22 protein-coding genes are annotated in these 24,184 nt (G+C 61.3%); 8 read left to right on the top strand and 14 right to left on the bottom strand.

The genetic code is table 11. The features are described from left to right. The first annotated feature begins 10 nt into the window (after positions 1 to 10). Entirely contained in the window at positions 11 to 865 is an 855-nt protein-coding gene (locus DSC91_RS01590; RefSeq protein WP_115776518.1) for a 4'-phosphopantetheinyl transferase family protein, read from the top strand. A 173-nt stretch (positions 866 to 1,038) separates the two neighbouring features. On the opposite strand, the gene DSC91_RS01585 is transcribed toward DSC91_RS01590, so the two are convergent. From DSC91_RS01585 to DSC91_RS01540, 9 genes are all read right to left on the bottom strand, one after another. Then, positions 1,039 to 2,385, bottom strand: coding sequence for an MFS transporter (locus DSC91_RS01585; protein ID WP_115776517.1), 1,347 nt, complete (start codon positions 2,383 to 2,385; stop codon positions 1,039 to 1,041). A gap of 78 nt (positions 2,386 to 2,463) precedes the next feature. Further along, on the bottom strand, positions 2,464 to 3,936 hold the full coding sequence (locus tag DSC91_RS01580; protein WP_229758379.1) for an FAD-binding oxidoreductase: 1,473 nt from the start codon (positions 3,934 to 3,936) through the stop codon (positions 2,464 to 2,466). After that, positions 3,933 to 4,817, bottom strand: coding sequence for a dihydrodipicolinate synthase family protein (locus tag DSC91_RS01575; protein ID WP_115776516.1), 885 nt, complete (start codon positions 4,815 to 4,817; stop codon positions 3,933 to 3,935). The genes DSC91_RS01580 and DSC91_RS01575 overlap by 4 nt, the downstream gene beginning before the upstream one ends. A 379-nt stretch (positions 4,818 to 5,196) precedes the next feature. Continuing rightward, entirely contained in the window at positions 5,197 to 5,892 is a 696-nt protein-coding gene (locus tag DSC91_RS01565) for a GntR family transcriptional regulator (RefSeq protein WP_229758380.1), read from the bottom strand. 271 nt (positions 5,893 to 6,163) lie between these two features. Continuing rightward, on the bottom strand, positions 6,164 to 6,862 hold the full coding sequence (locus DSC91_RS01560; RefSeq protein ID WP_115776514.1) for a 4'-phosphopantetheinyl transferase family protein: 699 nt from the start codon (positions 6,860 to 6,862) through the stop codon (positions 6,164 to 6,166). Positions 6,863 to 6,945: 83 nt separating this feature from the next. Further along, a complete protein-coding gene (locus tag DSC91_RS01555; RefSeq protein ID WP_115776513.1) occupies positions 6,946 to 8,274 on the bottom strand; it encodes an MFS transporter in 1,329 nt (442 codons plus the stop codon). A 187-nt stretch (positions 8,275 to 8,461) separates the two neighbouring features. Then, positions 8,462 to 8,698 carry a DUF2783 domain-containing protein gene (locus DSC91_RS01550; protein WP_115776512.1) on the bottom strand — a complete coding sequence of 79 codons (237 nt, stop codon included), beginning with the start codon at positions 8,696 to 8,698 and terminating at the stop codon, positions 8,462 to 8,464. Positions 8,699 to 8,811: 113 nt separating this feature from the next. Further along, the gene (locus tag DSC91_RS01545; RefSeq protein ID WP_115776511.1) at positions 8,812 to 10,521 is read right to left on the bottom strand and encodes an FAD-dependent oxidoreductase; all 1,710 of its coding nucleotides are present in this window, start codon (positions 10,519 to 10,521) and stop codon (positions 8,812 to 8,814) included. A 58-nt stretch (positions 10,522 to 10,579) separates the two neighbouring features. After that, the gene (locus DSC91_RS01540; protein WP_115776510.1) at positions 10,580 to 11,539 is read right to left on the bottom strand and encodes an MBL fold metallo-hydrolase; all 960 of its coding nucleotides are present in this window, start codon (positions 11,537 to 11,539) and stop codon (positions 10,580 to 10,582) included. Between the two features lie 284 nt (positions 11,540 to 11,823). On the opposite strand from DSC91_RS01540, the gene DSC91_RS01535 reads away from it, so the two are divergent. The 3 genes from DSC91_RS01535 to DSC91_RS01525 all read left to right on the top strand — a co-directional run bounded on the left by DSC91_RS01535 (position 11,824) and on the right by DSC91_RS01525 (position 15,294). After that, the gene (locus DSC91_RS01535) at positions 11,824 to 12,681 is read left to right on the top strand and encodes an IclR family transcriptional regulator (protein WP_115776509.1); all 858 of its coding nucleotides are present in this window, start codon (positions 11,824 to 11,826) and stop codon (positions 12,679 to 12,681) included. A gap of 23 nt (positions 12,682 to 12,704) precedes the next feature. Beyond that, on the top strand, positions 12,705 to 13,544 hold the full coding sequence (locus DSC91_RS01530) for an IclR family transcriptional regulator (protein ID WP_115776508.1): 840 nt from the start codon (positions 12,705 to 12,707) through the stop codon (positions 13,542 to 13,544). A 211-nt stretch (positions 13,545 to 13,755) separates the two neighbouring features. Further along, the gene (locus tag DSC91_RS01525; RefSeq protein ID WP_115776507.1) at positions 13,756 to 15,294 is read left to right on the top strand and encodes a Fic family protein; all 1,539 of its coding nucleotides are present in this window, start codon (positions 13,756 to 13,758) and stop codon (positions 15,292 to 15,294) included. Between the two features lie 63 nt (positions 15,295 to 15,357). Here the strand turns inward: DSC91_RS01525 and DSC91_RS01520 are convergent, their stop codons facing one another. Next, positions 15,358 to 15,771: a PA3715 family protein gene (locus tag DSC91_RS01520; protein WP_115776506.1), complete on the bottom strand. Its 414-nt coding sequence runs from the start codon at positions 15,769 to 15,771 to the stop codon at positions 15,358 to 15,360. Positions 15,772 to 15,969: 198 nt separating this feature from the next. On the opposite strand from DSC91_RS01520, the gene DSC91_RS01515 reads away from it, so the two are divergent. Further along, the gene (locus DSC91_RS01515) at positions 15,970 to 17,007 is read left to right on the top strand and encodes a MerR family transcriptional regulator (protein WP_115776505.1); all 1,038 of its coding nucleotides are present in this window, start codon (positions 15,970 to 15,972) and stop codon (positions 17,005 to 17,007) included. Positions 17,008 to 17,090: 83 nt separating this feature from the next. Here DSC91_RS01515 and DSC91_RS01510 read toward each other — a convergent pair whose 3' ends face one another. From DSC91_RS01510 to DSC91_RS01495, 4 genes are all read right to left on the bottom strand, one after another. Beyond that, positions 17,091 to 17,549, bottom strand: a complete 459-nt coding sequence (locus DSC91_RS01510) for an NUDIX hydrolase (RefSeq protein ID WP_115776504.1) — start codon at positions 17,547 to 17,549, stop codon at positions 17,091 to 17,093. Positions 17,550 to 17,588: 39 nt separating this feature from the next. Beyond that, the gene (locus DSC91_RS01505; protein ID WP_115776503.1) at positions 17,589 to 18,452 is read right to left on the bottom strand and encodes a MurR/RpiR family transcriptional regulator; all 864 of its coding nucleotides are present in this window, start codon (positions 18,450 to 18,452) and stop codon (positions 17,589 to 17,591) included. A 93-nt stretch (positions 18,453 to 18,545) separates the two neighbouring features. Then, positions 18,546 to 19,628 (bottom strand): ABC transporter ATP-binding protein, encoded by a 1,083-nt coding sequence (locus DSC91_RS01500; RefSeq protein ID WP_115776502.1) that lies wholly within the window; start codon positions 19,626 to 19,628, stop codon positions 18,546 to 18,548. 106 nt (positions 19,629 to 19,734) lie between these two features. Further along, on the bottom strand, positions 19,735 to 20,508 hold the full coding sequence (locus DSC91_RS01495) for an SDR family oxidoreductase (protein ID WP_115776501.1): 774 nt from the start codon (positions 20,506 to 20,508) through the stop codon (positions 19,735 to 19,737). 383 nt (positions 20,509 to 20,891) lie between these two features. On the opposite strand from DSC91_RS01495, the gene DSC91_RS01490 reads away from it, so the two are divergent. The 3 genes from DSC91_RS01490 (at position 20,892) to DSC91_RS01480 (ending at position 24,027) form a co-directional block, all read left to right on the top strand. Beyond that, positions 20,892 to 22,124: an ABC transporter substrate-binding protein gene (locus tag DSC91_RS01490; protein ID WP_115776500.1), complete on the top strand. Its 1,233-nt coding sequence runs from the start codon at positions 20,892 to 20,894 to the stop codon at positions 22,122 to 22,124. A 164-nt stretch (positions 22,125 to 22,288) separates the two neighbouring features. Further along, the gene (locus DSC91_RS01485; protein WP_115776499.1) at positions 22,289 to 23,179 is read left to right on the top strand and encodes a carbohydrate ABC transporter permease; all 891 of its coding nucleotides are present in this window, start codon (positions 22,289 to 22,291) and stop codon (positions 23,177 to 23,179) included. Beyond that, complete coding sequence (locus DSC91_RS01480) at positions 23,176 to 24,027, top strand: carbohydrate ABC transporter permease (protein WP_097395558.1); 852 nt, start codon at positions 23,176 to 23,178, stop codon at positions 24,025 to 24,027. Before DSC91_RS01485 ends, DSC91_RS01480 begins: the two co-directional genes overlap by 4 nt. The last annotated feature ends 157 nt before the right edge of the window (positions 24,028 to 24,184 follow it).

The following is a 24,184-nucleotide window of genomic DNA, read 5'->3' as shown; positions in this document are numbered from 1 at the left end:
ACCCGAGCGTATGCCGTTGGAACTCGTTTATCTCGCGCCTTCGCGTGCGCATGGCAACTCGCCTGGCGTCGACTCGCAGGCGGCGAATAGCGCTAACGCGTTGCAAGCCGATCAACCTGTTCGACCGGTTCAAGCTGCTCGCCCCGTCCATGCGATCGCCCGTGCCGTCACGCCCGAATTCATCTCGCGGCCGCTAACGCGCCGCTATCCGCACAGCGTTGCCGCACCCCGCGCGGGTGAGTTGCATGTGTGGCGATTCCGCTGCGAATGGCTACCCGTGCCGGTGCAGGAAGGCGAGACGTGGCTGTCGAAGGGAGAGCGCGAACGCGCCCGGCTTCACCCGAACTCGGCGCTACGCAAACGCTTTATCAGCGCACGCGTGGTGGTGCGCTGGATCGTCGCGAATCTGTTCGACGGCGAGCCACATGCCGTCGATCTGCAGGACGACGGCAACGAGAAACTGCGCGCGCGGCATCCGCACGACGGTCGCGGCATCACGATCGATATCGCCTACGGCGGCATCTGGATCGTGATCGGCATCGCGCCGACGACGCTCGGCCTGAGCGTCGTCGTCCCCTCGCCCGGCGCGAGTCTCGACGAGACACAGGAAGGCTCACGCCAACGCGCGCGTTACAGCAGCTTGTGCAATGCGTTGCGCTACGCACCTGTCGATATCGATCTGGCGCTGCTCTCGAGCGACACCGCGGCCTGCGCGTTCGATCTTGCTGAACATGGCTGCTGGCATGTGCTCGATCTGCCGATGTCGGGCAAGATTCGTGCAGCCGTTGCACTCGCGCAGCCGGTCACGCAAGTGCATGCCTTTGGATGGCCGAAGGCTTGTGTGTTTGGTGAATCGAACGCGTAGTACAGCGCCTACACAGAAAGAATCGGTTCGGACGTCAAGCGCGCTGTCGCAACGGGCTATGCGCGACGCTACCCGATATGACGTTCGAGCCGGTTCGATCTTTAGATGCGCGTCGCTTGCCTCGGTACGCCGAATCGCAACGCAGCCTCATTGTGCTCGCTCACCACGGTGTATCAGATCTCTGCGCGCAACGGCTCCGTTGGATCGGCCACACGGCGATCGGCCTGCGCGGGGCGCAGCATGGCGATCAGAAACGCCGCCACGAGGCCGCTCGCTGCAAGCACATAGAGCCCCGCCGCGACCGAGTGAAACGAAGCCTCCGCCGCGTTACGCGCGGTCGGCGCAAAGAAGCCGCCGAGATTGCCGACCGCGTTGATCACGGCGAAGCCCCCCGCCGCCGCCGTGCCGCCCAGATAAGCCGCCGGGAACGTCCAGAAGATCGGCTGCACGGTCATGATGCCCATCGTCACGAAACACAGCGCCACGATCGCCCCCACGGGACCCATGTTGGCCGAGACCGCAAGACCGCACGCAATCGAGAGCGCCGAGAGCACCGCAAAACCACGCCGGTGTCCGGTACGTACCGCGAAACCCGGATAGAACGCGCCCGCCACAATGGCGCACGCCCATGGAATGGCCGAGGTCAGCCCAACGTGCAACCCCACTTTGACATGCAGAAGCGCGCTCACCTGGGTCGGCAGATAAAACGCCACGCCGTAGCCTGCAATCTGGATCGAGAAGTAGAGGACCGCGAAATGCAGAAGCTTCGGATCGGCTAGCGCGGCACGGAAGCTCATCTTGCCGGTCTGCTGCTTCAGCCGGTCTTCAGCAGCGAGTGCGCGCGCGAGCGCTTGCGCTTCTTCGCGCGGCATCCATTTCGCGTCTTCGGGGCGGTTGCACAGGTAAAAATAAGCCCACACACCCACCGCCGACGCCAGCAGTCCCTCGACAAGAAACATCAATTGCCAGCCATGCAGGCCGAACAGGCCGTCGAGCTCGAGCAGCAAGCCCGACAGCGGACCTCCCAGCATCAACGCGAGCGGTGAGCCGAAATAGAAGAGCCCCATGATCTGTCCGCGCGCACGCGCCGGGAACCAGTATGTCATGTAGAGAACCGCGCCGGGGAACAGACCCGCCTCCGCCGCACCCAGAAAGAAGCGAATGAAAGAGAACAGCGAATCGCTCCTTGCATACGCCATGGTCGCCGAAATCAGCCCCCATGTGACCATGATGCGCGAAAGCCAGACACGCGCGCCGACGCGATGCATCATCAGATTGCTGGGTACCTCGAAGAGCGCGTACGCAATGAAGAAAATGCCCGCACCGAATGCGAATGCCGCGTTGCTCACACCGGTCGACGCCTGATAGGCCTGCTGGGCAAAACCGATATTCGCCCGGTCCAGATAGGCCAGCATGTACATCAGGATCAGAAACGGCACGAGCCGCCACTTGGCGCGCCTGATCGCGCGTTCCAGCAACGCCTCTTCGTCCCCGTTGACGGGGTGCAGGTTCGTCTCCATTTCGTCTCCTTGTTGTTCCCTTGACGGGATACGGCTTCCGGTCTTGTGCCGGTCATCGTGGGCCGCGGTTCAGATCATTCAGATCACTTTGCCGGGATTGAGCAGGTTCTCCGGATCCAGCGCCGTTTTCAGGCGGCGCATCAGTGCGAGCTCAGCTTCGCTGCGCGTGTAGGGTAGCCACGGTTTCTTGGTGAGGCCGATGCCGTGTTCGGCTGAAATCGTTCCACCGAACTGTTGGACAAGACCGTAGACAATGGCGGTAATCTCTTCTTTCGGTTGCGGCACGGCGCCCGGCACGCAAGCAACGATGTGCAGGTTGCCGTCGCCGATGTGTCCGTAGAAGAGCGCGACCGCATCGGCAAAACGTGCCCGCAATGCCGCGAGACAAGCGCTGACGTATTGATCCATCACCGCGACCGGTAAGCCAATGTCGAACGGCTCGTGCGGTCCGAGTACCTGGGGAAATTCAGCACAGGCATCGCGCGCGCCCCAAAACGCCTGAACGTCTGCAAGCGATTGGGCGAGCGCCGCATCGGCGAGCACGCCGCCTTCCATCTGGCGCGTCAGCCAGGCTTCGAAGCGCGGGGCATCGAACGCCTCCTCCATCCCCTGGGCTTCGATCAACACGTAGCAGGCATGCTCGCCGGGTAGCGGATTGCTCACGCCGGGCACGCGCTGCGTGACCGTCCGCCAGTAATCCGGCCACATTACCTCGAACGCGGACAGGAGCGGGCCCAGGCCACGGCGCGCCGCGTTCAGCAGCGCGACCAGCTTGTCGTAGCTTTCCACCGCGCACAGGGCCGCCATCGTGCAGCCGGGCTTGGGAGACAGCCGCAGCACGATGCGCGTGATGATGCCGAGCGTCCCCTCACTACCGATGAACAGATGCTTGAGGTCATAGCCTGCATTGTTCTTCAGCATCTTGTTGAGATTAGTGACCACGCTGCCGTCGGGGAGCACGACTTCGAGCCCCAGCACCATGTCGCGCGCCATGCCGTAACGGATCACTCGATTGCCACCCGCGTTGGTCGACAGATTGCCGCCAATCGCGCATGAGCCGCGCGCACCGAGATCCAGTGGAATGAAGAAACCGGCGTCGTCCGCTGCCTGCTGCACGCTCTGCAATGGCGTACCCGCCTTGACCGTCATGGTTGCCGATGCCGGGTCGATCTCCTCGATCCCAACCATACGCTCGAGCGACAGCGCCACCGCCCCTTCGATAGGCCGCGCGCCGCCGCACAGGCCGGTCAATCCGCCTTGCGGCACGACCGGCACGCGATATTGCGCGCAGATGCGCATCGCGGCGGCCACGCCGTGCGTGTCGGCGGGACGCAGGACCGCGAGCGGCCGCTGCGGTGCGAGCGTGCTCCAGTCAAGTTCGTTGCGCGCGGGGATGTCCTCGCCCGTCAGCACGGCGGCTGCGCCGAGGGCTTCGCGCAGCGCGGCGAAGAGCGTCGCGGCCATATCGTCGGCCTGCTCGGGCAGGCAGATTTCGTGATCCATCGTGTCTTCCTCCTGGTCCTCGCACACTTGCTGCTGCGTGAATTTCACGCTGCTGCGCCGGATAGCAGTGCACGCGGCAGCGCAGCAGTCGCATGCGCGTCAATGCCGACAAGTGGTGCCCGTACCCGGCGCCAGCCGTCGTTACCCTGGCAAGCGGCCACCCACGCCTTGAGAAGCGGTACGAAGGACTGGCCGTCAACGGCTCGCAGCAACGCCGTAATCACGCCGGAGTCCGGGTCCCGTGCGCTGTCATAGGACGCGCGAACCTGCTCCGGCGCGATATTCGCAAGCCCGCAGATCGATCCCGCGCCACCCGCCGCCCGTGCGCGTCCGATCGTATCTTCCGCGCCTACATAGACATTCAGGCCAGGATGATTGCGAATCAGCGCGAGCGAATGGTCGAGGTTCCCGCTACTGTCCTTGATGCCGTCAATCACGCTGCCGTAGCGCTGGCGCAGCGTCGCAATGGCCTCGTCGTCGAAGCCCACTCCGGACACCTGAGGAATGTGGTACAGGATGACGCGCAAGCGCGAATCGCCGACCGCGTCGATCACCTGCCCGATCGCTTCGGCAACGCCGGCGCTGCTGACACCCTTGAAGAAGAACGGCGGTAGTAGCAATACGCGACGGCAACCCTGCGCAAGCGCATGCCGCGTCAGGGAGATCGCGTCGCCGAGTGCCGCCGCGCCCGTGCCGACTACCAGTTCGCTGCTTTCGATTCCCCGCGCGAGCAGTCCCTCGAGGGTAGCGCTGCGTTCATCCACGGTGAACGACGGACCTTCGCCTGTCGTGCCGAACAGCGTAATGCCGTGTAAGCCGCGCCGCAGCAGATCGGCCGAATGCTGTGCCAGCAATGCCACATCCACCCGGTTCGCCGCATCGAGTGGGGTCGTGACCGCCGCCAGCACGCCCTGCCCTTCAAAAGCCATGCCTGTCTCCTCTCGTCATAGACACTGGCGGCGCGAAGCCCGCCCTATCCGGTCAACATCGCCCCGGAACGATCCGGTTACGTGCCAACTACGAACTGACATGTTAGTTAGAAATCGGAGAGGCGTCAAAAAAGAATTTGCAGGGAAGGGAACCGGGGGATTGCGGCCGCCCCGGTTGATCCGGTTGATCCGGTTGATCCGGTTGATCCGGTTGATCCGGTTGATCCGGTTGATCCGGTGGATCCGGTTGATCCGGTTGATCCGGTTGATCTGGTTGATCCGGTTGATCCGGTTGATCCGGGTGATCCGGTTGATCCGGTTGATCCGGTTGATCCGGTTGATCCGGTTGATCCGGTTGATCCGGTAGGTCCGCGCTCTGCTAGCCGAAGTTACCCATCGAGCGCTGCCGCGCGTTCTCGATATGTGTATTGAGCAGATCGACCGCCTTGTCCACATCGCGCTCCTTGATGGCCGCGATCAGTTCAAGATGCTCCGTCATCGTCGGGACCACCACGTCGGGCTTCAGGACCACGTGTTCCAGGCGGATCAGCCGGATGCGCAAGCTGTTGACCCGGTAAATCTGCGACACGATTTCGTTGCCCATTGCATCGATCATCATGTCGTGCAAACCCCAGTCGACTGTTTGCGCGTCGTTGAGAAGACGGTCGTCGATTTTCTTTGCCAGGGCCCGGCGCACGATATCCTTGTGTGCGCGCTCGATCTTGTCGAGGTCGGCGTCGGAAGCCGTACGGGTAAAGTTCGCCACTGCCTCCCGCTCCAGCATGAGGCGAAGTTGAAACGCATTACGGATCAGCCGTAGATCGACGTGACAGACCTGCAGCCCACGGTTCGGCACGGTCTTGATCAACCCCTCGGCTTCAAGTCGCGGCACCATTTCACGAATCGCGCCAAGCGGCATATCCGTGAGAACCATCAGCTCGCGCTGCGACACGAATTGCCCAGGCCGGATATTGGCGTTCAGGATTTGCTGCGTGAAATTTTCATAGGCGACGAGGCGGAGAGACTTTCCCTGGCTTTCGTCGGACTCGGCTTTTACCGATCCCATTGTATTCATTGCCGGTCTCGCGTACGTGTCGATTGCAACGTAACATGTTAGCACGTACTTATACGGGCTCTGGTGCAAAACGCGCAGGTGCATGCCTTTGGATGGCCGAAGGCTTTGGCGTTTGGCGAACCGAACGCTTAGTGCAGCGTGCTGCGCTGCAAACCTGTGCGGTCATTCACGCGGCTGATCGCAGAACGGAGAAAAAAGGCAGACTCTGTCGCGACAACGTCGGCAAGGCTCTGCGGTCAGAGCGCGCGGCTGAAGCCTCCCTTTGATTAACTTAACGGGCGAACATTTTCGTCGACCACGCTACGCATGCGGAATAGCTTTCTGGCGCCGCGATCCAGCGAGCGGCAATCTCGCGCATGTCGTCGGGAATCCGATCGTGCAGGGCCACCTGCATGCCGCCGCGCGGCAGCACGATCAGATGCTGCAGGCCGCGCGCGATGCCCACGCCCGTGGTTTTGACGAGCGCCTCTTTGGCAACCCATGCGTCGTAAAACGCACTGACCTGCTGCGCGACGTCCAGCCGCGCAATCCACGCCGCCTCGCCCGCATCGAGCGTCAACGATGTGATCGAACGCCAATCGAATCGATCGGCATACTGCTCGATATCGACACCGACGCGCCGGCACGGCGACATCGCGATCAATCCATGCGCGCCCGCATGGGAGACATTGAAATCGTACGCATCGGAATCGGCGAGACGGGGACGGTGATTGGCATCGAGGGTCAAGCGCACGGCGTGGGCCGCGATGCCGAGACGCCGCGCGAGTTGCTCGCGAAGCGCCACCCGCACCGTTGCAAACCGCAGCGTGTCTTCGTGGCGGCGAAAGCTTTGGGCCCTCACGCGTTCTTCGTCGCTGAGCGGCGCAAAGGCGGCGTTGTCCAGCGACGCGTTGAACGCGAAATCGATCCGCCACAACGCAATGTCGGGCGGCCCGTCGTGAGGTAACGCAAGAGGTTCGATCGAATACATCGCAAAGATTCGGACGTGAGAGGCGCGGTCGCAAGGGAATAGGTGCGACTCTACCCGATATGACGTCCAAACCCGTGCAATCTTCAGATACGCTGCGTTTCTTTCGGCACGCCCATCAGCAACGCCACACCGCTGACGAACAACAGCGCGGTCAGCAGATACAACGCGTTGTCCATGGTGCCGGTGTGCGTCTTGATCAGACCGATCACCCACGGGCTGACAATCCCGCTCGTAATACCAATACTGCTGATCAGCGCGATGCCGGCTGCGGCCGCGGTGCCGGATAGATAGCCCGACGGCACGGTCCAGAAAATCGGCAACGCGGCAAAGATCAGCACGGCCGCCAGCGAGAGAATCGCAAGCATCGCCGGGAAGCTGCTCAGATGCAATGTCAACAGAGACAGCGCGATGCCGCCGCCGATCGTGCACACCGCAAAGTGGCGGCGTCGTTCGCCACGACGATCCGAATGCCGCGCGATCAGAATCAGGCCCACTGCGCCGACCGCATTCGGAATCACGGTGTACAGGCTGACCGCCAGCACATCGTGCACACCGAAGTCGCGAATCATCAGCGGCATCCAGAAGTTCAACGTCAGCGAGGCGCAGGTGAGCGAGAAATAGATGAACGCGAACAGATAGACCCGCGGATTGCGCAGCGCTTGGATGACGGCACGCGATGAATGCGCGTCCGGTGCAACCCGGCGGTCTTCATCGCGCTGCGCGATCAGTCGCGCCTTCTCCGCGGTGCTGAGCCACGTTGCATGTTGCGGGCCGTCGACCAGATAAAACGCCGCCAGCAGGCCGAGAACGATGGCCGGCGCACCTTCGATCGCGAACATCCACTGCCAGCCGAACAGACCCATCACGCCGCCCATATCGCGCATGATCCAGCCGGACACCAGGCCGCCGAGCACTCCCGCCACCGCGACACCCGCGAAGAAAATCGACAGCACCGCAGCGCGCCGCCGCGCCGGATACCAGTAGGTCAGATACAGCACAATGCCGGGGAAGAACCCCGCTTCGAACACGCCGAGCATGAAACGCAGCAGGTAGAAGTGCGTGGGCTTCGACACCAGCATCATGCCGACCGACGCAATGCCCCACAGCAGCATGATCCGCGTGAATGTGCGCCGTGCGCCGAAGCGCGCCAGCAGCATATTGCTCGGTAATTCACACAACACGTAGCCGATATAAAAAACCGCTGCGCCCAAACCATACATGGCGTCGCTGAAACCGAGGTCGTGCTTCATCTGCAATTGCGCGAAGCCGATATTGATGCGGTCGAGAAACGACACCACGTAGCACAGAAACAGAAACGGAATGATCCGCATCGAAACCTTGCGATACAGCAGGTCGTCGTGCGCAGCGGCGGATGCGCCCGGCTCGAGCGCGGGGGCGAGGGATTGGCTCATGCGTTATCTCCAAACGTGAGGGTCCAACGGACCCGATGGGTCCGGCGTCTTGATGCGCCGCGTTTCTGTTTTCTACTGGAACGGCATGCGGCGGCACAAGTGCGTCGCGCGCCGAGGTGGACTGCGCGTGGCTCGAACGGCCACGCACGTGCAGCGTTTAATCGTTACAAGTCGTCGTGACGCGCGCTCAAGCGGCCAGCGAATGCGTGTGCGCGCCTTGCGCCGAAACATCGGTCACGCCTTCACGGGCGTGCCGCATCGCTTCGAGCAGCGTCGCGTGATCGCCGATATGGTTGGCGAGCAACAGGATCAGTTGCGCGTTGGCCGACTGACTCTGCGCGTCGTCCAGATCGCGATGCATATCGATCAGCGCCTCGTAGAAATCGTCGGGGCGGGCGAGGTTGGGTTGCGTGTTCAATGCCATGACTGTCTCCTGCCATTCTCTTTTGCCGATGTACTGCGTATGTCGCCTATTGCGCGCCGGCTGCGTTCGCGGCGTTTTCGCGCTGTGCTGGCTTCGCTGCGCCAGCTCTGCCTTCAGGCCGTGCCTTCCACACACAACGCTCGCTTCAACGCGCCTTCCACAAAGCCCACGTCGAGTTGCCGCCGGCGCGCACACACGTGCTGATCCGGGCGGACCAAATAGAACGTGCCGGGTTTGGCGTCGTAACGCGCGGCTGCGAGACCGTCGACGTCGTACACCACCTTTGCACCCGAAGCCGCCGCGACCGGCGCATCGCTACTCGTCACCACGACAAGCCTCAGCGGAACCGGCCCGCGACGCAATGCGTCCAGCGCAGCTTGCGTCGCCTGATCGATACCTTGCGAGCCGCAGAACAACACGCCCGTGAATTGCTGACCGAGTTGCTGCAACAGCCATGCCGGTTGCCCCTCGGCATGAACCGGCGCATCGACGCACGACGCCCCCGGCACCATCAGACCTTCGAAACTGTCGCTGTCCGCCGTATTCAGCGGGGAATCGCGCAACACCGCCGGCACCGAGAGGCGGCCGCTATTCGTCAACTGCCGCGCAAACGGATGATGCCGTGCGAGCTTCAGCACCGCATCGCGGAACACGCGGCTAACCGGGCTTTTCGGCGTGATGAAATCGGTCGAGCGCGTGGAGTTGCGGATGTTTTCGTCGGCGGCGAATTCGCGCTCGCTCGCATAGGTGTCGAGCAAGGAATCGGACGCATTGCCTTCGAGCACCATCGCCAGTTTCCATGCGAGGTTTTCCGCGTCCTGCACGCCGCTATTCGCGCCGCGTGCGCCGAACGGCGACACGCCATGCGCGGAATCGCCCGCGAACAACACGTTGCCGTGCCGGAAACGGTCCATGCGCAAACACGAAAACGTATAGACGCTGACCCATTCCAGTTCAAACTTCGCATCCGGACCCAGCAATGCACGCACACGCGGGATGACACGTTCCGGCGTTTTTTCCAGCACCGGATCGGCGTCCCAGCCCAACTGGAAATCGATCCGCCACACGTTGTCCGGCTGACGATGCAACAGCACCGATTGATTCGGGTGGAACGGCGGATCGAACCAGAACCAGCGCTCGGTCGGAAACTCCGCTTCCATCTTCACGTCGGCGATCAGGAAGCGGTCTTTGAACGTGACGCCATGGCTATCGAGTCCCATCAGATTGCGCATCGGGCTGCGCGAGCCGTCTGCGGCCACCACATAGCGGCCGTGTAACGGATACTGGCCATTGGGTGTATCGACGGTTAGCGTCACACCGGCTTGAGCAGTGCCAGGCGCACCGCTCTGCTGCACGCCGACCACTTTGCTCTTCCAGCGGATCTCGAGATTCGGCAATTCCTGCGCGCGTTCGAGCAGAAAGCCTTCGACGTAGTACTGCTGCAGGTTGATGAACGCGGGCCGGTTGTGGCCCGCTTCCGGTTGCAGATTGAACGTGTACACCAGTTCGTCTTTCAGGAACACCTTGCCGACGTTCCAGCTAATGCCCTTGTCCACCATCCGCTGCCCGCAGCCGAGCCGGTCGAAGATATCGAGCGAGCGCTTCGAGAAGCAGATCGCCCGCGAACCGGTGGACAACGAACAATCGTCGTCGACCAGTACGACCGGCACGCCTTGTTGCGCGATATCGATTGCGGTAGCGAGACCCACCGGTCCCGCACCGACCACGATCACGGGATAGGTCGTCTGCTCCGCATCGCTTTGCCCGCTTTGTTCGCGGCACGGCCGATAGTCGAACGACAGCGTCTGGTAGTTGATGCTCATCTTGTGTCTCCGTCCTTCTCTGCTCTGCTTGACGCTTTCCGGCGTTTCTATGGGGTTATCAGGCCTGCAGCGCGTCCCACATTTCCTTGTCGCGTTGCGCGGTCCAGATGCGCGGATGCGTGATGCCGCTCGCTTCGTCGAAGGCACGTGAAACGTCGAACGGCAGGCAGTGCTCGTAGATGAACACGTGGCCGAACTTCGGGTCCATTGCCTTGCGCGTGTGCGCCATCGCGGCCTTCAAGTCCAGTTTCTGTGCAACCGCTTCACGGCCTTGTTGCAGCAGCGTGGTGACGAAGTCTTTCGTGTAATCGAGGCCCTTGTTGACGTCTTCCGGCGTGGTCAATGCGGGGCCGCGGCCCGGCACCAGCTTCTCGGCCTTCAGCGCGCGCAGCGCTTCGAGCGTGGCCGGCCATTGTTCGAGTTGCGCGTCGCCGCAATAGCAGGCCGCGTCGTATTCGACCAGGTCGCCGGAGAACAGCACCTTCTGCGACGGCAGCCACACTACGGTGTCGCCCTTCGTATGCCCGGCGCCCAGATGCGCGATGCGCACTTCGAGCTTGCCGAGGAACAACGTCATTTCTTTTTCGAACACAAGCGTGGGCCACGTCAGGCCCGGCACCGTTTCGACACCGGCAAAGAGACGCGGGAAGCGCTCGATTTCCGACTTCATGTCCGCTTCGCCGCGCTCGACGATCATCTCGTACGTGCCGCGGCTCGCGATCACCTGTTGCGCGCCTTCTTCGAAATAGGCCGACGCGCCGAGCACGCGCACGGCGTGATAGTGCGACAGCACGACATATTTGATCGGCTTGTCGGTGACGCTGCGAATCTTGGCGATGAGGTCTTGCGCCATGGCCGGCGTGGCGGTGGTGTCGACGATCAGCACGCCGTCGTCGCCGATGATCACGCCCGAGTTCGGATCGCCTTCAGCGGTGTACGCGTAGGCGTTCTCGGACAGTTGCGTCCACGTGACTTTTTTGACTTCCAGATCGGCCTGGGATGCGAATGCCTTTGCCATGCTTGTCTCCCTCAAAAGTTGGATGTGAGGCGAGACGGCCGGCCGCGCGTTCGGATTTCAGAGGCGCGGGCTGACGGTATTGGGGGTTATCTCGCCCCGTTTTGACTCTGTGACTGCACCGGTATGTCGGGGTGAATGCATCTTATGGCTGGGCCAGTTTATTTGTCAATAGCGAAATGCATCGTCATACGCAAATTCTGGAACGTCTAAGATAAGAACAGGAAGGCGCGGTTTTCGCGCAGGGCTTCGGCTAACATGGACCCTTTTTACGGACGAGCGCGGGTGTGAGCAAAGCAGTGAAATCGGCCACCGGCAAAGGCGCGGGCGGCGGCGAGACACCGGACGGCAGCAAGACGCAGCGCGGGATTCAGAGCGTCGAAGTGGGCGGCCGCGTGTTGCTGGCGCTCGCGCAGGCGCGCAGCCCGCTGGCTTTGTCCGATCTCGCCACCGCCGCGCAGATCGCGCCGGGGCAGGCTCATGCTTATCTGGTGAGCTTGACGCGGTTAGGTCTGATCAAACGTGACGAGTTGTCGGGCCGTTATGAACCCGGTCCGCTGTCGTTGCGGCTCGGATTGATGCATCTGGAGAACCAGCCGGCGTTTCGTGCCGCCGTGCCGCGCGTAGCGGCTTTGGCCGAGACGATCGGGTTCAGCGTCGCAATCTGTATTGCCGGGCCGCAAGGGCCGACCATCGTCCGCTATGAGCATGCGGGCTTTCCGTTGCACGTGAATCTGCATGTGGGCACGGTGATGTCGCTGCCGGCAACGTCGACAGGGCGCGTGTTTTGCGCTTATCTGCCACGCGAGGCGTTGGCGGGGATGTGGGCGAATCAGTCGGGTTCGGTGGATAGCGTGATGACGCCGCCCGATGAACGTGCCACGTTCGAAGCCGCTTTGGACGCTATCCGCACATACAGGCTGGAATGCAGCGTCGATGCGCCGAGTCCGGGTATCAGCAGTTTGAGCGCGCCGGTGCTCGATGCGGACGGCCGCTTGTGCCTCGCGCTGACCGTGATCGGCTCGACGGGCACGATCGACGTCGCCGCCGATGGTTCGACGGCTCGCGCGCTGCTGGCTACAGCTCACGCCATTGGCGCCGAACTTGCGGCCACGCCTTCTTTGTTGGCTTCTTCCGTATCGTGACTGACTCTCCCGACCTCTCTTCCATGGCCTCCGGCGCTTCCGCCGATGCAAAGCCGCAGCGCGGTATCCAGTCGCTCGATAGCACGGGCGAATTGCTCGGCGCGCTGGTTGCGGCTGCGCGGCCATTGAGCTTGCGCGATCTTGCGGCTGCGGCGGGCATGCCGCCGGCCAAAGCGTTTCCGCATCTGGTGAGTCTGCTCAAGATCGGCTTGCTGAACCGCGATACCGCCGGCTGCTTCGAAGCCGGACCTTTAGCGCTCGAGCTCGGTTTGATCGGCTTGCAGCGTTTGTCGCCGACGCGGGAAGCTGAGCCGGAAGTGGTCGAACTGGCGGCATCGACGGGGATGAGCGTCGCGATGGCGGTGCTCGGGCCGCTCGGGCCGACCGTCGTGCGGCTGGAAGAGTCGGCGCGGCCGCTGCATGTGAGCTTGCGGGTCGGCACGGTGATGTCGCTGGTGAATACGGCAATCGGACGGGTGTTTGCCGCGTATGTCGCAGACGATGTGCGTCACGGGCTGTTGGCGCAGGATCATTTGCGGCTGGCAGGGGCTGAGGCAGCGGAGATTTTTGCGGGGACGGCGCAATCACCGCAGCAGCTGACAAAAGCCTACACACAGCGCCTCACGCAAATCCGCGCGGACGGCATCGATACCGCGTTGAGCCGGCCCGTGCCGGGCATCAATACCTTGGCCGCGCCGGTGCTGGACCATACCGGCAGCATCTGCCTCGTGCTCGCCGTAATGGGGCCAAGCGGCAGCTTCGATAGCGATCTCGTGGGCGGCCCGGCGCAGACGTTGCGCGCGGCAACGCTCAGGTTGTCGCGGCGGTTTGGGTGGATGGCGACGGCGCCGCGGGCCGAATAAACCGTCCCGGGAAGGGAAAAGTAATCGTTTTTCTAGAAAACAGGTGTTTTGTAATCGTTTTGAGAGCCGAGTAATCGAAACGATGCGCAGACGCCGTATAATCGTTTTTTTGAAAAACAGGCGTTTTGTAATCGTTTTGAGAGCCGAATAATCGAAACTGAGCGAAACAGACTGTCCTCGCACGCGTCCCAGCCACCCCGGATCGAAAATCATGCCGCAGATCGGTTATCAATGGCTATCCAACACGTACGGCGTCGTACCGGTCCACCCGTTCGCCGTTCAGAGCGAAATCGGACGGATTCGCTCCACGTCCACCGACGGTGATATTCGGCGAGAGGTTTACCCCGAACCCTACCGTCCGGCCGCCAGCCTGACCGATAACCTGACGTTCGCCTTCAGACACGAGGGCATTCATCTGGAGTTCCTCGCACGGCTTTATGCGCTGCAGCCGGTGCGCCACGAACTGGAGGCATGGATCGCCCGCGAACCCACGGGCGCGTATGCGCGCCGCGCCTGCTTCTTCTATGAATGGCTGATGCCGGAGCCGTTAAACGCACCTGGCGTCTCCCGGGGAAACTATGTCGATGCGTTGAATCCCGAGGAATTCATCGTAGGCACGCCGGCTAACAACGCGCGGTGGCGTGTGCGCGACAACCTGCCGGGGAATCGAGACTTCTGCCCGGTGATCCGACGCGTCGACGCGGTTCAGCGCGCCGAAGCGTACGACCTTACCGCGCCACTGGCCGCGCTGGAGGCGGACTACGGCATCGATCTGATTATGCGCAGCGCCGTCTGGCTGACGGTCAAAGAAAGCCGCGCGAGCTTTCTGATCGAGCACGAGCAGGACAAAGAGGATCGGATCCGCCGCTTTGCCGCGGTCATGGAAAGCGAATGCGGACAGCATGCCAATCCGTTCGACGCCGAAACGCTCGACGTCTTGCAACGTGGCATCCTGGGGCAGTCGGCTCTGCGTTACGGCATCCGCCGCTCCCCGGTGTACGTGGGACATGTGGCGCGCTATCAACCGGTGGTCGATTACATCGCACCGCATTGGGAACACATCGAGACGATGCTAGCAGGGCTCAGCCGCTTCCTGGAGCGTACCGAAGGGGGGGCGTCGATCGTACGTGCAGCCGCGGCATCGTTCGGTTTCGTTTATGTACACCCTATGGCCGACGGTAACGGCCGCATTTCGCGCTTCCTGATCAACGACATTCTGCGTCGCGACGGTGCGGTGCCTACGCCGATCATCTTGCCGGTGTCCGCAACGATCACCCACAGCACGCGCGATCGCGCCGCCTACGACAAGGTCCTCGAACGCTTCTCGCGCCCCTTGATGAAACACTATGCAGATCAGTACACGTTCGGCAAGACCGAGATCGCGGAAGACGGTGTCGAATACAACCTGCACTTTCGCGCCTACGACGACGCACTGCCCGCCTGGCGCTATCCCGATCTGACCGCACACGTCATCTATCTTGCTGACGTGATCGACATGACACTAACGCATGAAATGCGCACCGAAGCGCGCTTTCTGCACGCCAACGACTCGGCACGGCGCGCCATCAAGGAATTTCTCGAAGCGCCAGACAACGATCTGGACAACATCATTCGCAGCGTCCGGCAGAACGGCAACAGCGTGTCGAACAACTTGCGCAAGCGCTATCCGCTGTTCGACGATCGGCCTGCGTTGGGCGCACAAATCGTGCAGGCTATTACCGAAGCATTTTCGGACGAGAACGATCGTTAGCCGGCGCCGAAGCAAGATCACTTGCCATCGGCGTCAGTCCGCTGCGCCTTCGCCGCGCCACAGTCACTCATAGTGCAATGCTTTGGGCACCCGGTAAGCGGTGCCGTCATATTCGAGCGTCGTGGTGGAGTGTTTCGACGGACGATCAGTCGATACGCAGTCTTTGCTCGTCTGCTTACTGACGCTTTCCTTCGAGGTTTCGCCGACGCGCAGCGTCGCGTAGCCTGCGCTGTTGGTCGGACCGATGGCGAGCGTGCGCGTGGTGGCCGAGAACGTGCCGGCACAATTGCCGTCCCATTCGCCGGAATTGTTCTCGACAGCCAGATCGTCGACCACGCGGCGCAGCGTATGGCCGTCCAGCACATATAAGCTCAGCGCCTGAGCCTCGTACGGATTGACACGCGACGCGCCCTCGTAGGTCACGCCAACGCCGAACGCACGCAATTGCGCGGTGAGTTGATAGCGAGCGGTATCCAAGTCGATTTTTCCCCTCGGGGTATTTTTTGGCAATGCGCGGCGCATCTGCGGGTTCAGCTGATCTGGCGGATTTTATGGTGTGCGCTGTTCGTTGTAAAACGATGACGCGAAAGCGATACCGCACCGAAAATATCTTGTTGACTCGGCCCCAAGGGCCAACTCCATGATGTGCGTGGTCAGCAAACGAAGAGGTGACTCATGCGTTGTTCCACCCCATTTTTGAGTGCTTCGGAAGCAGCGAGGCAGCTCGGCGTCTCGGCCAAGGCCCTACGACTCTACGAGCAGCGAGGCCTGGTGACGCCAACACGCACTGTCGCCGGATATCGCACCTATGGCCCCGACGAGATGACTCGTGCCGCGGAGGTTGTGGCCCTACGCGTACTTGGCCTCAGTCTCGCCCAGGCGGCGCAAGTGTTGAAAGGCGATCCTCAGAGCCTGGAACCCGCCTTGGCTGCCCACGAAGCGACGCTTGAAGCTGGAATTCGGCAGCTCGTGGATACGATAGCCAAAGTCAAAGGGCTTCGGGCCGATCTCGCCCGAGGTCAGGTGCCTGCCGACGGAGAACTGGCACGCCTGCTTAACCCTTCCACCGGATTCAGCACGGCCTTCGATCTGCCTTGGCCGTGGGGCAGCGAACGGTTCGAACTTCGCGAAATCCGGCCGCTGAATTACATCATCGGCCCGTTGGGAAGCGGTAAGACACGGCTGGCGAAATGCCTGGCTGCGAACCTACCGAATGCCGTTTTCCTGGGCCTCGAGCGGCTAAACGATGGAAATGCCGTGACCGTAGCCCGCCTTGAAGCGGATGCGGCGCTCAAATCTCGAGTGGATCAGACTCTGGCGTGGCTCATCGGAGAAGGCGCAGCAGAATCGGAAGCCTTAATCGCCCTGCTCGTCGGCTTGGAATCTGAAGAGTCAGCCGCCCTCGTGGTCGACATGGTGGAGCAAGGGCTGGATCATACGACGCAGGAAGCATTGGTCATCCATCTTCGCCAACGCGCCAAAGTGAGTGCGCGCCCGCTGTTTCTGATGACGCGCTCTTCGGCGATCCTGGATCTGGCTGTAACCGGCCCTGATGAGTCAATTATCTTTTGCCCAGCCAATCACAGTCCGCCCATTCTCGTCGCCCCCTATCCAGGCACACCAGGATACGAAGCCGTAGCGACCTGTTTAGCCTCGCCGGAGGTTCGTGCACGGACGGCGGGCATGATCGCCTGGCGTCCTCGAGCAGCGTAATTGTTCACGTATTCGTCGCAGGGGTCGTGCGGCGGACCTGACGAGAGAAACAGGTCGCGTCCCGGTATGGAATGGCCAATTGATCAGTTGCTGCCAGAAAGACCCGATGCGTTCAGGATGGCACTTAAATCTTCCGGATAGATCGTTTCTGAGGTGCTCGCTAGTTCAGCCAGCGACCACCAACGGCTATCCGCCATAACCTCGCGTTCGAGCGCGGTCCACTGCGCTCGCGAAAGTACGTTGCTCGACACGCTTACGAGAAAGAAGCGCTCCTCGGCCCAAACATATTCACCGTCAGGAAGTTGCATGCGGAAAGCACGTTCGGCGACATGTCGACCGACATCATTTCGCTCAATACCGGTTTCTTCCAGGAGTTCTCGACACGCAGCTTCCTCGAAGCTCTCGCCTTCTTCTAGTCCGCCTCCTGGTGTTGCCCAGTAGGCTTGGTCTGCAAGCGCCCCGTACTTGTGAACAAAACGAAAAAGCAGGGTGCGCTGAAGCGAGTCAACGACTAACAATCGAGACGACAGCCTTTTCCGCATGGCAGTCCTTGTACAATTCTGGCTGGCCGTCCATCTTAATCAATCCCCCGCCGCTTCCGGCTCATGCGACGACAACCGCGCCTTCGCGTGCCGCATTTTTTCAAGCGTCTTGGGCCGCGCCTTCAACGCGACGCCGATCGCCAGCGCATCCATGATGCACAGATGCACGAGCCGGGACACGCCCGGCGTATTCGGATCGATCGGACTCGGCACGCGCAGCAGCAGCGGAATATCGACCAACCACGCCAGCCGCGAGCCCACATTAGTCAGCGCGATCGTCGTCGCGCCTCGTTCCTTGGCGATCTGAATGCTTTCATTCACTTCGACGCTGCGGCCCGAATGCGAAATCGCAAACGCCACATCACCCGGCTCCATGAGACCCGCGTAAAGCCGTTGCAGATGACCGTCGGTAAACGCAGTCGCCGCGATATCAAGCCGCAAAAACCTTAAAGCCGCATCTTGCGCGACGAGTCCCGAACCCGAACCCACACCGAAGAAGAAAACCCGCCCAGCGCTCGACAACGCCGCAATCGCACTCTCAACCACCGCCGGATCCAACGCAGCGCACGCATGCGTGATCCCATCGACTGCTGCCTCACCCACCTTGTCCATCAACGTCTGCACGTCGTCGTCACGCGCGACCGCCGTCGACGCATACGGCACCCCGCCCGCGACGCTTTGCGCCAATTGCATCTTGAAGTCGCGCAGACCATGCGCACCGATCGCGCGGCAAAAGCGCGTGACGGAAGGCTCGGACACCTCCGCGCGCTGCGCGAGCTCCGTGATGCTCGCGCGCATCGCAAAGTCGACGTCGCTCAGCACCATCTCGGCAACTTTGCGCTCTGCGGGCCGCAGATTGGCCAATGCGCTGCGGATGTGGGGAATCAAGTTCGGTGCGGACACCCGGTGTTCCTTAAGGGTTAAATGAATCCGCGTCGCGTCGCAGCTTCAATCGGCTTACTCAGCTTGAATCAGCCTCAAGCGGCAACACGCGGTTCAGACCAGCCTGCGTCCACTCTCCGTATCGAACAGATGAATATGCTCGGCCGGCAGACGCAGCGTGACGCGCTGACCGGGCTCGACTTTCGAGCGCTGGCGAGTCGTCACGCACCACGTGTTGCCGCCTATTTTCCCGTACAAATGGGTCTCGGCGCCAGTCGGCTCGACCACTTCGACTTCCATGGCCGCGTCCGGCTTGTCAGCCATCGTTTCAATGTGTTCGGGACGGACACCGAGCGTGACCTTTGCGCCGACCACCGCCGAAGCCGGAGTGCCCTCCAGCACGATCTCGGCGCCGTCCGTGAGTTTCAACGCGAAACCTTGCCCTTCCGTCCGATTGACCAGCACGCCTTCCGCAAAATTCATCGACGGCGAGCCAAGAAAACTCGCGACGAACAGATTCGCCGGATGGTCGTACAGGTCGAGCGGACGGCCCACCTGCTCGATCCGCCCCGCGTTCATCACGACGATGCGGTCGGCCATCGTCATTGCTTCGATCTGATCGTGCGTGACGTAGATCACCGTATTCTTCAGACGCTGATGCAGCGCCTTGATTTCCGTGCGCATCTGCACGCGCAGTTTGGCGTCGAGATTGGACAGCGGTTCGTCGAACAGAAACAGCGACGGCTCGCGCACCACCGCGCGGCCCATCGCCACCCGTTGACGTTGACCGCCCGACAGCGCACGCGGCAAGCGATCCAGATAACCGCCGAGGTTCAGCATCTTCGCCGCCGCTTCGATCCGCGGCTTGAAACTCGCCGACGATTCCTTGCGAATCCGCGGCCCGAACGCGATGTTTTCGTAGACCGACAGATGCGGATAGAGCGCGTAGCTCTGGAACACCATCGAAATATTGCGCTGTTGCGGTGCGAGCGTATTCGCACGCGTGCCGCCGATCATCAGATCGCCGCCGCTGATTTCTTCCAGCCCCGCCACCATGCGCATCAACGTGCTCTTGCCGCAACCCGACGGGCCGACCAGCACGACGAACTCGCCGTCGTCGATGTGGAGATCGATGCCGTGCACCACTTGCGTGTCGCCATAGCGTTTGAAGATGCCGCTCAGTTGCACTGCTGCCATGCTGTCCTCATCGTCGTGCTGTCATGCGAACGTGCTGCCTTGCTTTATCGAGCAAAGAGCGCGCCGTGCTATCGGGTCAAAACCGTTCAAAGCGAATCCAATCCATTCAGAGCGATTCGAGCGTCAATTCTTCCGCCATCAAACGATTGCCGGCCATCAGTCCACCGTCCACCGGCAACGCGACGCCGGTAATTACACGCGCCATCGGCGACGAGAGGAACAGCACCGCATCGGCGATATCGTCCGGTGTCGCGAAGTCGCGCAACGGGTACCACTTCTTCAGATCCTCGAAGACCTGCGGATTTTTGTCGACGCGCGCCTGCCACGCCTGCGTCTTCACCGTGCCCGGACAGACGATGTTCGCGCGGATGCCGTACCGGCCGAGCTCGATCGCCAGCGCTTTCGTGTAGCTGATGAGCCCCGCCTTCGCCGCGCTATACGCCGGATGCCCGAGTGCGGCCATGCCGTTCACCGAACCGATCAGCACCAGCACGCCCTTCTGCCGTTCGATCATCGACGCGCGCACCGCTTCCACCGTGTGGTACGTGCCGTTCAGATTCAGATGAATGTCGCGTTGCCAACTGACGGCGTCGGTCGTGGCGAGCGTCAAACCTTTGGCCGCACCCGCGTTGGCAACCAGCACGTCCACCGGACCGCGCGTTTTCACCGCGTCGGCGACCGCTTGCTGCACTGCGGCGGCGTCACCCAGGTCGACCGCGATCGGCGTGACATGCGCGTCGCCGAGTTGCGCAACCAATCCGCGAAGCGCGACCGCGTCGATATCGAGCGCCAGCACAGTGTCGCCCTCCTCCACAAAGCGCTTGCACAACACGCGGCCGATCCCACCGCAAGCGCCCGTCACCAACACCACACGGTTCATGTCCTTCCTCGCTCCTCAACCTCGTTGCCGCACCGGTCTAGCGTGTAAATTTCCTACAAAACCGATCCGGAACAGTTGTCTAGCCATCCCGAAGATTGGGTATCCGTGACTTCGCGTTACGCAGAATACCCCTGCTTTACAGCATCTTATGCACAAAACTGACTGAGAAAAAATATGGCAGACCCTACGTGACAAGCTATTTTTCGTCATGTAGGATTTTTTCAAACAATTTAACCCAAAGCGGCCGGCGACGGCAGCAGACCACCCCCACCATCGTTGGATGGGACCGGAGCAAGAGCTTTGCATGGGCCCGGAGTAAGTGCTGAAGCACTCACTCCGGCCGACAGCAAGAGCGCGAACTCCGATCGACACAGGAGAGAAAAATGTCGTTGCATGCCCGTGCTTCCCTCGCGCTAGGCAAAGTTGCCGTGGCGCTCGCGTTTGCAGGTATCGCCGTCGCGGCTCACGCCGACACGGTCCGCGTGACGGTCGCGCATTACAGCGATGCGACCGCGCCGTACTTCGAAAAGATGGCCCGTAACTTCGAGAAGGCCAATCCCGGCACCACGATCAAGATCGAAGACGTGAACTGGGACACGTTGCAACAGAAACTGCAAACGGACATCTCCGGCGGCGCCAACGCCGACCTGGCGATTGTCGGCACGCGCTGGCTGCTCGACTTCGTGAAGGACGACGTCGCCGAGCCGCTCGACGGCTACATGGACGCGAGCTTCAAGGGCCGCTTCATCGGCCCGTTCCTCGCACCGGGCGAAATCAACGGCAAGGTGTACGGCCTGCCGATCGCCGCTTCCGCTCGCGCGCTCTACTACAACAAGGATCTGCTCGCGAAGGTCGGCTATCCCGACGGCCCGAAAACGTGGAATGACGTGATCGAGGCCTCGAAGAAACTGAAGGCACAGGGCGTTGCCGGCTTCGGTCTGCAAGGCAAGGAAATCGAAACGGACGTCTACTATTACTACGCTCTGTGGACCAACGGCGGCGACGTGGTCGGCAAGGACGGCAAGGCCGCCTTCAATTCGGCGGCTGGCGTCAAGGCGGCCACGCTGTACAAGACGCTGATCGACGACGGCCTGACGCAGCCTGGCGTGACCGGCTACAGTCGCGAAGACGTGCAGAACCTGTTCAAGCAGGGCCGCGTCGCGATGATGATCTCCGCGCCGTTCCTCGCGAAGCAGATCAAGAAGGAAGCGCCGAACCTGAAGTACGGCATCGATCCGATCCCGATGGGCACGACGCACGCTACTTATGCGGTGACCGACTCGATCGTGATGTTCAAGAACTCGAAGGTGAAGAAGTCGGCCTGGAAGTTCCTGGACTATCTGTTCACGAAGGAACCGCGCGTCGAATTCACGACAACGGAAGGCTTCCTGCCGACCACCAAGGCTGAGGCGACCGATCCGGCATTCAATGATCCGGATACCAAATCTTTCGTCGCGCTGCTGCCCACGGCTCACTTCGCTCCGACTGTGACCGGTTGGGAAGACACCGCGAAGGCTGTGACCGATTCAATGCAATCGATCTACCTGGGCAAGGCGAAGCCGGCGGACGCGTTGAACACCGCGGCGGCGCAAGCAAACAAGTCGCTCGGCAAGTAAAACGCGTCGTCTCGTAGCGATTTGCTGAAATTTGCTGAACACGGAACGCGCGCCGCCGTTGCGAAGGCGGCGCGCGTTTCGGTTGTCATGTCCGTAATGCACTATCCGGCCCATCCCGTCGCGTCCGCTTTTTAGATGTGGGCGCGTCTTACGATCGAGCACGCATGAGCCGTTCCGCTTCTTCGCGCCTGCAAGCGCCCTGGTTGCTGATTGCGCCGAGTCTGGTGTTGGCGCTTTTCATCATCAGCTATCCGATTTTCAACATCGTGTGGCAATCGCTGCACGAGGTTTCGCGCTTCGGCGCGATCCGCGATTTCACCGGTCTGCAGAACTTCTACACGATTTTCACGGACCCCTCGTTTCTCGCCGCCGCCAAACGGACGATTATCTGGACCGTGTTCGTGGTGGGCGGCACCGTGCTGATTTCGGTGCCGGTTGCGCTGGTGCTGAACCAGGATTTCTATGGACGCGGCGTGGCGCGCACGATTGTGATGCTGCCGTGGTCCGTCTCGCTGACGATGACCGCCGTGGTGTGGCGCTGGGCCTTCAACGACGACTACGGCATGGTCAACGTCACGTTGCAGCGGCTTGGATTCATCAACGGTCCGATACATTGGCTCGCGACGCCGGAACTCGCGTTTCCCGTGGAGATCGCCGTTGGCATTCTGGTGTCGATTCCATTTACGGTGACGATTCTGCTGGGCGGGTTGTCGTCGGTACCGGGTGATATTTACGAAGCGGCGCGAATGGATGGCGCCAGCGCATGGCAACAGTTTCGCAAGCTGACGATGCCGCTCTTGCGGCCGTTCATCAACATGGCGATTCTGTTGAACGTGATCTACGTGTTCAACTCTTTCCCGATTATCTGGGTGATGACGCAAGGTGGGCCGGATAACGGCACGCATATTCTCGTTACGTATCTCTATGAGCTTGGGTTCCGGCTGGGACGTCCCGGCGAAGCCGCAGCAGTATCGCTGATCATGCTCGTCATGCTGTTCGTTTTCTCGATCGCCTATCTGCGCCTGCAGCCCGCGAAAGAAGGAGAGACGTCATGAGTCTTAGCGTCAAGATGAAGCGCTCGCTGTGGTGCTGGTTGGCGTTGTCGCCGCTGATTGTGGCGGTGTTGTTTCCGTTTGCTGTGATGTTGTTTACTGCGTTGAAGCCGGCTACTGAGATCTTTGTTTATCCGGCGAGGTGGTTGCCGGTGCATTGGCAGTGGAGCAATTTTTCGGATATGTGGGTTGCGGCTAACTTCGGCGTGGCGCTGAGGAATAGTTGCGTGATTAGCTTCTTGTCGACTGCGTTGGCCTTGGCGGTGAGCTTGCCGGCGGCTTATGCGTTGGCGAGGTTTCCGTTTCGTGGGAAGGGGCTGTATTCGCAGTTTCTGCTGGTGACGCAGATGCTGTCGCCGATTTTGCTGGTTGTTGGTCTGTTCCGGCTCGCGGCGATGATTCCTTATGGGGATGGGAATCTGGTTGACTCCAAGATTGGCGTCATCGTTTCTTATGCGGCGTTCAATATCGCGTTTGCGGTTTGGATGTTGTCTTCTTACTTTCAGACGGTGCCGAGGGATTTGGAGGAGTCGGCCTGGTTGGAGGGGTGTGGGAGGACCAGGGCTGTTTTTAAGGTGTTTTTGCCGTTGGCTGTGCCTGCGATTGTTGTTACGGCGATCTTTACTTTCATCAATGCCTGGAATGAGTTTGCGGTTGTTTATACGTTGATTCGGTCGCCGGAGAATAAGACTTTGACCGTGCAGGTTACGGATATGGTGGCCGGGAAGTACGTCGTCGAGTGGCATCTGGTGATGGCCGCTACCCTCTGTGCGACGTTGCCGGTTTCGATTGTGTTTGCCTGGTTGCAGCGGTTTTTGGTGAAGGGGTTGGCGTTGGGGGCGGTGAAGTAGGGGTGGGAGTCGGCGAGGGAAATTGGCCTGCCGTCGCGAAACCATTCTGAAGAACTAGCGCCGCCGTGTGCTGCCGCTATCCGCGGCACGACTCGTCAAGTCCATTCGAGATTTGAGGACGGCTGATTTTCGCGCAGAGGAGGGGCGTTTCGCTCGC

Source organism: Paraburkholderia caffeinilytica (assembly GCF_003368325.1).
GTDB lineage: Bacteria > Pseudomonadota > Gammaproteobacteria > Burkholderiales > Burkholderiaceae > Paraburkholderia > Paraburkholderia caffeinilytica.
Note: the sequence above shows the minus strand (reverse complement) of the source record. Positions and strands in the feature narration are given on the sequence as shown.